This is a genomic window from Micromonospora sp. LOL_023, assembly GCF_048060115.1.
Classification (GTDB): domain Bacteria; phylum Actinomycetota; class Actinomycetes; order Mycobacteriales; family Micromonosporaceae; genus Micromonospora_E.
In genome coordinates, this window is the sequence record NZ_JBHMIM010000001.1 from 193653 (window position 1) to 204330 (window position 10678).

General features: G+C 70.6%; 8 protein-coding genes. All 8 read right to left on the reverse strand.

Annotation, left to right across the window (positions count from 1 at the left end; translation table 11 throughout):
- Positions 1-5: 5 nt before the first annotated feature.
- Positions 6-1412 (reverse strand): proline--tRNA ligase, encoded by a 1407-nt coding sequence (gene proS / locus ACFHVL_RS00935; RefSeq protein WP_416624655.1) that lies wholly within the window; start codon positions 1410-1412, stop codon positions 6-8.
- Positions 1413-1514: 102 nt separating this feature from the next.
- Entirely contained in the window at positions 1515-2612 is a 1098-nt protein-coding gene (locus tag ACFHVL_RS00940) for an amidohydrolase family protein (protein ID WP_416624657.1), read from the reverse strand.
- 8 nt (positions 2613-2620) lie between these two features.
- On the reverse strand, positions 2621-4174 hold the full coding sequence (gene ffh / locus ACFHVL_RS00945; protein ID WP_416624659.1) for a signal recognition particle protein: 1554 nt from the start codon (positions 4172-4174) through the stop codon (positions 2621-2623).
- Positions 4175-4311: 137 nt separating this feature from the next.
- The gene (locus ACFHVL_RS00950) at positions 4312-6567 is read right to left on the reverse strand and encodes a [protein-PII] uridylyltransferase (protein WP_416624661.1); all 2256 of its coding nucleotides are present in this window, start codon (positions 6565-6567) and stop codon (positions 4312-4314) included.
- Positions 6568-6586: 19 nt separating this feature from the next.
- Positions 6587-6925, reverse strand: a complete 339-nt coding sequence (locus tag ACFHVL_RS00955) for a P-II family nitrogen regulator (RefSeq protein WP_282226188.1) — start codon at positions 6923-6925, stop codon at positions 6587-6589.
- A gap of 24 nt (positions 6926-6949) precedes the next feature.
- Positions 6950-8203, reverse strand: a complete 1254-nt coding sequence (locus ACFHVL_RS00960) for an ammonium transporter (protein ID WP_416624664.1) — start codon at positions 8201-8203, stop codon at positions 6950-6952.
- A gap of 396 nt (positions 8204-8599) precedes the next feature.
- Positions 8600-9430: a phosphotransferase gene (locus ACFHVL_RS00965; protein ID WP_416624666.1), complete on the reverse strand. Its 831-nt coding sequence runs from the start codon at positions 9428-9430 to the stop codon at positions 8600-8602.
- 6 nt (positions 9431-9436) lie between these two features.
- Positions 9437-10645: a signal recognition particle-docking protein FtsY gene (gene ftsY / locus ACFHVL_RS00970; protein WP_416624667.1), complete on the reverse strand. Its 1209-nt coding sequence runs from the start codon at positions 10643-10645 to the stop codon at positions 9437-9439.
- Between the last annotated feature and the right edge of the window lie 33 nt (positions 10646-10678).

Consider the following 10678-nt stretch of genomic DNA (forward strand, 5'->3'; position numbering starts at 1 on the left):
CGCGCTCAGTACGAGCGGGCCAGCACCGCCACCAGGTCGGGCTCGTCGTCGCCGTCGGGCACCGAGCCGTCGGGGCGTACCAGGCAGCGCACGGTGACGCCGTGCCCGTTCGCCTCGGCCTCGCCTGCTGGCCCGACCTCGGACCAGGGCAACCGGGCCCAGCCGGTGCCCGCCGCGGCGATCGCGTCAGCCAGGTTGCCCACCTCGACGGTGTGCGACTCGCGCAACGCCAGCGCCTCGTCGTGCAGGGCCTGCTGGTCGGCTTCGAGCGCGTCGCGGACCGCGCCGACCACGTCGGCGACCGCCACCGGGGTCTTCGACCCGTCGGTACGCCGGACCAGCACCGCGTTGCCGGCGGCCAGATCGCGGGGGCCGACTTCGATGCGTACCGGGTAGCCCTTGAGCTCGGCGTCGACGGCCCGGCGGCCGAACGGGGTGTCCACCCGGTCGTCCAGGCCGACCCGCAGCCCGGCGTCGCGCAGCGCGTCGCGCAACCTGGTAGCCGCCTCGGCGACCCCGTCACCGGCCTTGACGATCATCACGTACGCCTGGATCGGTGCCAGCCGGGGCGGCACCCGCAACCCGTTGTCGTCGCCGTGCACCATGATCAGCCCACCGAGCATCCGGGTGGAGACACCCCAGGAGGTGGTCCAGGCGTGCTGCACGGTGCGCTCAGCGGAGGCGTAGGTGATGTCGAAGGCGCGGGCGAAGTTCTGGCCGAGCTCGTGCGAGGTGCCCAACTGCAGCGCCTTGCCGTCGCCCATCATCCCTTCGAGGGTGTAGGTGCTGGTTGCTCCGGCGAAGCGCTCCCGGGCGGTCTTACGCCCCACCAGCACCGGGATCCCGAGCACGTTGACCATGAAATCCTCGTACACCTCGTGCAGGATGCGCCGGGCGTACGCGCGGGCGTCGGCGAAGTCGGCGTGCGCGGTGTGGCCCTCCTGCCAGAGGAACTCGCTGGTCCGCAGGAACACCCGGGGCCGCAACTCCCAGCGCACCACGTTGGCCCACTGGTTGAGCAGCAGCGGCAGGTCACGGTAGGAGTCGACCCACTTGGCCATGAACTCGCCGATGACGGTCTCACTGGTCGGCCGGACCACCACCGGCTCGGCGAGCTGCTTGCCACCGCCGTGGGTGACCACCGCGAGCTCGGGCGAGAAGCCCTCGACGTGCTCGGCCTCCCGGCGCAGGTAGCTCTCCGGGATGAACAGCGGGAAGTAGGCGTTCTCGGCACCGGCCGCCTTGATCCGGATGTCCATCTCGGACTGCATCCGCTCCCAGATGGCGTACCCGGCCGGGCGAATCACCATGGTGCCGCGCACCGGTCCGTTGTCGGCCAGCTGCGCCTTGGCGATCAGATCCTGGTACCAGCGGGGAAAATCCTCCGCACGAGGTGTGAGCACGCGGGCCATGACCGGACATCCTATGCGCCGCCGGCGGCGGCTGCGAACCGCACCCACCGACAGCGGCCCAGCACAGTGCCCACCGACAGCGGTCCAGCAAGGCAGGGAGGCTCAGCGCAGTACCCGCCCGCGCAGGATGATCCGCTGCGGCGCGCGGACCACCCGCAGATCGGTCCGGGGGTCGGCCGGGTAGGCGACCAGATCGGCGAGGCCACCTTCGACCAGACCGGGGAAGCCTAGCCAGTCCCGGGCAGACCAGGAGGCCGCGGCGAGCACCGCCGGCGCCGACATGCCGGCCCGGGTGTGCAGGGTGAGCATCTCGTCGGCGGCCCGGCCGTGGTCGATCCCACCACCGGCGTCGGTCCCGACGAAGATCGGCACGCCGGCGTCGCACGCGGCGCGGACCACCTCGGGGAAGCCGTCGCGCAGGGCGAGCATGTGCTCGGCGTACCGGGGGAACTTCTCCCGGGCCTGGTCTGCGATCCCACCGAACGTGGCGATGTTGATCATCGTCGGGATCAGCGCGGTTCGGCGCCGGGCCATCTCGTCGATCAGGTCGAGGCTCAGTCCGGTGCCGTGCTCGACCGAGTCCACCCCGGCCCGGACCAGGATCTCGACCGCCGCTTCGTCGAAGGTGTGCGCGGCGACCCGGGCCCCGGCGCGGTGCGCGGCGGCGATCGCCTCGGTCATCGCGTCGGCGTCCCAGGCCGGGGCAAGGTCGCCGGTGGAGCGTTCGATCCAGTCGCCGACCATCTTGACCCAGCCGTTGCCCGCTTTGGCCTGCTCGGTGACCGCGTCGGCAAGCCGCTCGGCCGGCACCTCGACGCCGATGTCGCGCAGATAGCGCCGGGGCGGCGCGACGTGGCGGCCGGCCCGGGCCAGCCGGGGCAGCTCTGGTTCGTCGTCGAGCTGTGGATACGGGTACGGCGACCCGGCGTCGCGCAGCGCCAGCACGCCGGCGTCGCGGTCGGCGTAGGCCAGCTTGCGGGCGTCGTCGAGGGAGCCGATCGGCACCCCGCCCCGGGCGATGCCGATGTGGCAGTGCGCGTCGACCAGCCCGGGCAGGATGAACCCGCCGTCGACGACGGTCGTGGCGCCCGGGACCGGGGTCAGCGTGACCCGGTCACCGACCAGCCACAGGTCGCGGGTCTGGTCGTCGGGCAGCACGACGCCACGTACGTGCAGCGGGACCGGCGCGGGTACGGTCACGGCCGTACTCAGTCCTGCTCCCGCTTGTTCAGCTTGTTGAAGTCGATCTTCGGAAGCTTGAAACCGGGCGGCAGACCGTCACCGCCGCCACCGAGCGCGTTCGGGTCCAGGCCCGGCGGCAGCTGCGGCATCCCGCCGGGGAAGCCGGCCGGCATCCCGCCGGTGCGGGGCCGGGCGCCGCCACGGTTGCCGCCCTTGGTGCCCTTGCGCTTGTTCTTCGGCGACTTGGTCGCCTTTCGCCGCCCGCCGGGCAGGCCCATCATGCCGCCCATCTGCTTCATCATCTTCTGCGCCTCGGTGAAGCGGTTGAGCAGCTGGTTGACATCCATCACGGTCACGCCCGAGCCGTTGGCGATCCGAGCCCGCCGGGAACCGTTTATGATCTTGGGGTTGGTCCGCTCCCCCGGCGTCATCGACCGGATGATCGCGGTGACCTTGTCGAAGTGCTTGTCGTCGACCTCGGCCAACTGGTCCTTCATCTGCCCCATGCCGGGCATCATCGCCAGCACGTTGGCGATCGGACCCATCCGGCGGACCGCGATGAGCTGGTCGAGGAAGTCCTCCAAGGTGAACTGCTCGCCGCCCATCAGCTTGGCGGTCATCTTCTCCTTCTGATCGGCGTCGAAGGCCTGCTCGGCCTGCTCGATCAGGGTGAGAACGTCGCCCATGCCGAGGATCCGGCTGGCCATCCGGTCCGGGTGGAAGACGTCGAAGTCGCTGAGCTTCTCGCCGGTGGAGGCGAACAGGATCGGCTCGCCGGTGACCTGCCGGACCGACAGCGCCGCGCCACCACGAGCGTCGCCGTCGAGCTTGGACAGCACCACGCCGGTGATCCCGACGCCGTCGCGGAAGGCCTCGGCGGTGCGTACCGCGTCCTGACCGACCATGGCGTCGATGACGAAGATGATCTCGTCGGGGTCGACCGCGTCACGGATCGCCGCTGCCTGGGCCATCATCTCGGCGTCGATGCCGAGCCGACCGGCGGTGTCGACGATGACGATGTCGCGGGCCGACCGGCGGGCGTGCTCGATCGACGCCTTCGCGACGGCGACCGGATCACCGACCCCGTTGCCCGGCTCCGGGGCGTAGACCTCGACCCCGGCCCGACCACCGAGCACCTGCAACTGGCCGACCGCATTGGGCCGCTGCAGGTCGGCGGCGACCAGCAGCGGCTGGTGCCCCTGGGACTTCAGCCAGCTGGACAGCTTGCCGGCGAGCGTCGTCTTACCGGAACCCTGCAGACCGGCCAGCATGATCACCGTCGGCGGCTGCTTGGCGAACCGCAACCGGCGCTGTTCGCCACCGAGGACCGCGACCAGCTCCTCGTGCACGATCTTGATGACCTGCTGGGCCGGGTTGAGCGCCTGGGACACCTCGGAGCCGAGGGCCCGTTCCTTGATCCGGGCGATGAAGGACTTGACGACCGGCAGCGCGACGTCCGCCTCCAGCAACGCCAGCCGGATCTCCCGGGCGGTGGCGTCGATGTCGGCGTCGGTGAGCCGGCCCTTGCCGCGGAGCTTGCCGAAGATCCCGGACAGCCGATCACTCAAAGTGTCAAACACGACGCAACATCCTGTATGTCGATCCGGCAGGGCCACTCGCAGCGGCATCGGGCAACAGCGCACCCCGACCTCACAAGCCTAACCGTCGACCGCACTGCCCGCTCCCGCCGCTCCACCGCGCCGGCACCTGGGTAGGGTCAGCCGGCGGCGGCGAGCACCGTGCTCTGCAGCCGTTCCCGCTCGGCGTCGTCCGGCCAGCCGCCCACCAGATAGAAGGCGTCCACCACGTCGCCACCGAGGGTGGAGATCCGCGCTGCGCGCACCTGGGCGCCGGCCTCGTCCAACGCGCTGGTCACCCGGTACAGCAGGCCGGCCGAGTCCGCCGCCCGCAACTCCAGCACCACCGCGTCGGTGGCGGCCTCCCGATGCCAGACCACCCGCGGATCGGCCCCGCCCCGGCGGGCCGCCAGCGCCCGCCCGCGCAGCCGCTGGGTGACCGAGATGTCGCCGGTGACCGCCCGGCGCAGGTCGGCGGTGAGTGCGATGGTGTCCGGCGGGGTGCCGTAGCGCGGCTGCACCCGGAATTCGACCAGGGCCCGCCCGTCGACCGTGGAGGCGTCCGCGGTCAGCACGTCGAGCCGGTGCAGGGACAGACATCCGGCGACCGCGGCGAGCAGGCCGTGCCGGTCGGCGGCGGCCACCGCGACCCGGTCGTCACCATCGATGTGTACGGCCGGCAGCGGGCCGGCGACCAGGGCCGAATCGGGCTGTGGCGGACGCGGCAGCACTCCGGTGTCCAGCGCGGTGTGCACCCGGCGGACCAGTTCGGCGATCAGCCGACCCTTCCAGTGCGACCAGGCGGCCGGCCCGGTGGCCTGCGCGTCGGCCCGGGCCAGCCCGTGCAGCAGCCCGAGGGTGGTCGTGTCGCCGACCGCCGTGGCCACCTGCGAGATGGTCACCGGGTCGCTGAGGTCGCGACGCGTGGCCACCTCGGGCAGCAGCAGATGCAACTGGACCAGTTTCCCGATCAGGTCGACGTCGGCCGGCGGCAGCCCGATCCGGGCGGCGATCCGGGCGGCGATCGGTGCGCCGACCGTGCTGTGGTCGCCGGGCAGCCCTTTGCCGACGTCGTGCAGGAACGCACCCAGCAACAGCAGGTCCGGCCGGTCCACCTCGCGGGTGTACGCGGTCGCCTCCTGCGCCGCCTGCACCAGGTGCCGGTCGAGGGTGAACCGGTGCACCGGGTTGTGCTGCGGCAGGCTGCGCATCCGGGGCCACTCCGGCAGCCAGCCGTCGACCAGCCCGTACCGGTCGCAGGTTTCCCAGGTCGGCACCAGACCGGGGCCGGCACCGAGCAGGGTGACCAGCGCAGCGCGGGCCTGGTCCGGCCAGGGTGCCGGCAACGGCGGGCAGTACGCGGCCAGCCACTCGCAGGTCGCCCGGGCGATCGGTAGGCGGCTACTGGCCGCCGCCGCCGCGACCCGTAACGACAGGCTCGGATCGGGGCGGGCGCCGATCGCCGCCCGGGCGAGCACCAACTCCCCGTCGTGTTCGACGACGTCGCGGGCGACCGGCCGGCGCACCGGCGACCCGCCCCCGCGCCGCCGGCCGGACCGCAGCCGCTCGGCCGCGCGCCAGGCGTCGTCGAGGGCGTGGGTGATGGTGCGGGCGTCGGAGGCGACCCGGCGCAACAGGGTGTCCGGGTCGTCCAGGTCGAGCAGCCGCGCTACGGTGGTCCGCTCCTGGGCGACCAGCCGGTCCACCCGGCGGCCGACGGCGACGTGCAGCGCGTCGCGGGTGTCCAGCAGCCGCAGATGCGCGGCTCGGGCCGCCGGACGCATGCTGTCGGCGATCCCGGCGAGGGCGATGCCCCGCAGGATTCCCACGTCCCGCAGCCCACCGGCGGCTTCCTTCAGATCGCCTTCGAGCAGGAAGGCAAGCTCACCGTGGGTGCGCCAGCGGGATTCGGTGACGTCACGCAACGCTGGCAACTGGCGGATCGCGGTGCGCCGCCACTGGTCGGTGGCGGCGGCCTGCAGGTCAGCGGTGAGCGCCCGGTCCCCGGCGACGTGCCGGGCGTCGAGCAACCCGAGAGCGACCTTGACGTCGTCGTGGGCTACGGACAGCGCCTCCGGCAAGGTACGTACCGAGTGGTCCAGCCCGAGGCGGGCGTCCCAGATCGGATACCACATCCGGGCGGCGATCTCGTCCATCCCGGCGACGCCGCGGTGCATCAGCACCAGGTCGAGATCGCTGTACGGGGAGCACTGGAGCCGGCCGAGGCCACCGACCGCCACCAGGGCGATGCCGGTGAGCCCGGCCGGCATCAGGGTGGTCAGCCAGACGTCGAGCGCCGCCGCACGCTCCACACGTGCGGCGGCACCGATGCCGTCCGACAGCGACGGGCCGGGGCCGGCCGCACGCTGGCGCCGAACCCCGACTCCGTCTGCCATCTATCCTCCTGCTGCCGGATCAGAGTGCGTCGAGACCGCGTTCACCGGTACGGACCCGGATGACGTCCTCTACGGCCGTGACCCAGACCTTGCCGTCGCCGATCTTGCCGGTGCGAGCCGCCGTGACGACCGCGTCGACGACCTTCTCGACGTCGATCTCGTCGGTCAGCACCTCGACCCGGATCTTCGGTAGGAACTCGACGGTGTACTCCGCACCCCGGTAGACCTCGGTGTGGCCCTTCTGACGTCCGTACCCCTGGACCTCGCTCACGGTCAGACCGGCCACGCCGAGGGCGTGCAGGGCCTCCTTGACCGCGTCGAGCTGGTACGGCTTGATGACCGCAGTCACCAGTTTCATGTCTAACCCCTCCATCAGGGAACGTTAACCGGCGACCTTCTCGCTGACCGGAGCGGACTCACCCGTCGCTGCGGGTGCCTTTCCGATACCTGCGGCGGCGAAGCCACCACCCGAGGTGCTACCGAACTCGTAGGCACTCTCCGCGTGCTCGGCGGTGTCGATTCCCTCGACCTCGGCGTCGGGCTTGAGCCGGAAGCCGATGGTCTTGTCGATCGCGAAGCCGATGATGTAGGCGACGACGAACGAGTAGACCAGCACCGCGACCACACCGAGCGCCTGCAGGCCGAGCAGGTCGAGCCCACCACCGTAGATCAGTCCGTTGTTGCCCTCACCGGCGAGAACCTCAAGGGCGAGGAAGCCGATGAGCAGCGAACCGATGATGCCGCCGACCATGTGCACGGCGACGACGTCGAGCGAGTCGTCGTAGCCGAGCTTGTACTTCAGGCCGACCGCCAGGGCACAGACGGCACCGGCGATGATGCCGAGCGCGATGGCGCCGAGCGGCTCCAGGAACGCACAGGCCGGGGTGATCGCCACCAGACCGGCGATCGCGCCGGAGGCCGCGCCGAGGGTGGTCGGCTTGCCGTCACGCAGCCACTCGACCACGATCCAGCCGAGGACCGCGGCGGCGGTGGCCACCTGGGTGTTGATGAAGGCGACCGTGGCGGTGCCGTTGGCGGCCAGGGCCGAGCCGGCGTTGAAGCCGAACCAGCCGAACCACAGCAGGCCGGCGCCGAGCAGGACCATCGGCAGGTTGTGCGGCTTGAACTTGTCCTTCGGCCAGCCGACCCGCTTGCCGAGGACGAGGGCAAGCGCCAGGGCTGCCGCACCGGCGTTGATGTGCACCGCGGTGCCACCGGCGAAGTCCAGCACGCCGAGCTCGAAGATCCAGCCGCCGCCCCACACCCAGTGCGCGACCGGGAAGTAGACCAGGGTGGCCCACAGACCCGCGAAGAGCAGCCACGGACCGAACCTGGTCCGGTCGGCGATCGCGCCGCTGATCAGGGCGACGGTGATGATGGCGAACATCATCTGGAAGACGACGAACAGCAGGTCCGGGATGCCGCCCTCGGTGCCGGACTCGAGCATCCCGCGCAGGCCGGCCATCGACAGGTCACCGGTGATGCCCGCGACGTCGTCGCCGAAGGCGATGCTGTAGCCGTAGAAGACCCACAGCAGGCTGACCAGGCCGATCGCCCCGAAGCTCATCATCATCATGTTGAGCACGGACTTGGACCGCGTCATGCCACCGTAGAACAGCGCCAATCCGGGCGTCATGAGCAACACCAGGGCGGCTGAAGTCAAAATCCAGGCGGTGGCACCAGAATCTAGTTCCGGCACGCTGCCTCCTCTCAGTTGGAAACAAAACCGGCACCAAGAGGCAGCATCGCCTGCTCGCCGGTTGCGCGAAGCTTGCTGGCCAGCTGTTTCACCCACGGTGCCCGAGGGGTTTCCAAAAGGTGACAGGTTGTTTCCAACATGTGAAGAACACTTCACTATCCGAAGATCAGTCAGGGTCATATCAGCCGAATAGCCGCCCCAGACCGTCCGGAAGGCGACAGTTCCTTGCAGCCCGTCGCATCGACGCTACCGAGCGGTGCCACTCGCCGGCCATCCACCGCACGACGGCCACCCTGACGTGCCGGCGTTGTCAGACACAGCGATGCGACTTGATCATCGCAGCGCGTACTCCAGAATGTGCCGCTCGTAGTCGAGCAGCCGAAGATCACGCATTGGGCGACGAAGGTGCCCTTTATGCACAATCCGGACAAAGGCCGGATCACCGGCGGCAGCCATCCGACGAATTCCCTCGACGTGGTCGACCACCCGTTTGCGGATGGTGCGGACCAGGCGGTGCCGGTCCCGGGGGATCAGCCCGTAGGCGTCCGCGAACAGGCGTAACCGACGAGGCCGGTCCGGCTGACGCCAGCCGAGCGTGTACGAATCCCGGTCGGAGAAGAGCGGCACCCAGGTCCAGGCCGCGTAGGCGACGTCATAGATCCGCGCGCCGGGCGAGGCCAGGTCGAAATCGATCAGCGCCAGAGTGCCGTCCGGCCGCCAGATGACGTTGTGCGGCGCGGCGTCGTGATGGCAGATCACTTCGGTGTCCGGCGGCGGTGGACCGAACGACCGCCACACCGCGCTGCGCGGCGGATTGAACCCGTACTGGGCGTCGTGGAACATCCGGAGCATCGTCGCGACCGTGACCAGCGCCTCGTCGCTGACCCAGTGCGGTGCCAGCGGATACTCCCCGCACTCACCCTCGACGTACGAGAGCACCTCCCGGTTGCGCTCGTCCATCCCCAGCACCTGGGGTGAGCCGGTGAACCCGACGTACTCCAGGTGGCGGAGCAGCGCGTGCACCGAAGGGGTCCACGGACCGACGTTGCGTCTGACGGTGTCACCGACCCGCACCACGGTGCTGACGTTGCCCCCGCGCAACGGAATTTCATTCTGGGTCACGTACGGTCTCCCGAGACGTGGCTCCTCGTTGCGATACGTCACCCGAGGTTACGCATCCGTTCCACGTGGTTCGACGCCCATCAGGGCATCGACGAACTGCGCTGGGTCGAAGGGGGCAAGATCGTCCGAACCCTCCCCGAGACCTACCAATTTGACGGGAATGCCGAGTTTACGCTGCACCGCGATGACGATACCCCCCTTGGCGGTACCGTCGAGTTTGGTCAGCACCACCCCGGTGACCTCGACCGCCTCGGTGAACACCCGGGCCTGTTCCAACCCATTCTGACCGGTCGTCGCGTCCAGCACGAGCAGTGTCTCGTGCACCGGACCGAGCTTGCCCACCACCCGCTTGACCTTGCCGAGCTCGTCCATCAGCCCGACCTTGTTCTGCAGCCGCCCGGCGGTGTCGATCAGGACCGCGTCCACCTTGGTGTCGATGCCCCGTTTCACCGCGTCGAACGCGACGCTGGCCGGGTCGGCACCCTCCGGACCGCGTACCACCTCCGCGCCCACCCGCGACGCCCAGGTGGTCAGCTGGTCGGCGGCGGCCGCCCGGAAGGTGTCCGCCGCGCCCAGCAGCACGCTGCGCCCGTCGGCGACCAGCACCCGGGCGATCTTGCCGCAGGTGGTGGTCTTACCGGCGCCGTTGACGCCGACCACCAGCAGCACGCTGGGCTCGCCGGTGATGTTCAACGTCCGGTCCAGCTGCGGATCCAACGCCGCGACCAGCTCCTCGGTGAGCAGCGTCCGCAGCTCGGTGGCGCTGCGGGTGCCGAGCACCCGGGTCCGCTCCCGCAGTCGGTCGACGATCTCCCGGGTCGGCTCGATGCCCACGTCGGCGGAGATGAGGCTCTCCTCGACCTCCTCCCAGACCTCCTCGTCGAGCCGGTCCCGCGACAGCAGGTTCAGCAGGCCCTTGCCAAGCAGACCCTGCGAGCGCGACAGCCGGGTCCGGAGCCGCACCAGCCGCCCGGCGGTCGGCTCGGGGCGCTCCAGCACCGGCGCCGCCGGCGCGACCGGCTCAGCCGGTGCCTGGTCGGGCTCGACGGGCGGGGCCGCCGGGCGATCCTCGACCGCGATGCCGACCGGCCCGTCGCCCTGCTCGACCGGCGGGCGCTCATCCGGCTGCAGGCCACCGGGCGGAGTCGGCGGTGCCGGGGGCAGCGGTGGCTGTCGGCGTAGCCGAGGCACCACCAGCCCCACGCTGGCGAGCAGTAGCACACCGAGCAGGATCGCGGCGAGGACAAGGTAATCCATGCCGGAAATCCTGACAGATGGCTGCCGCCGCGT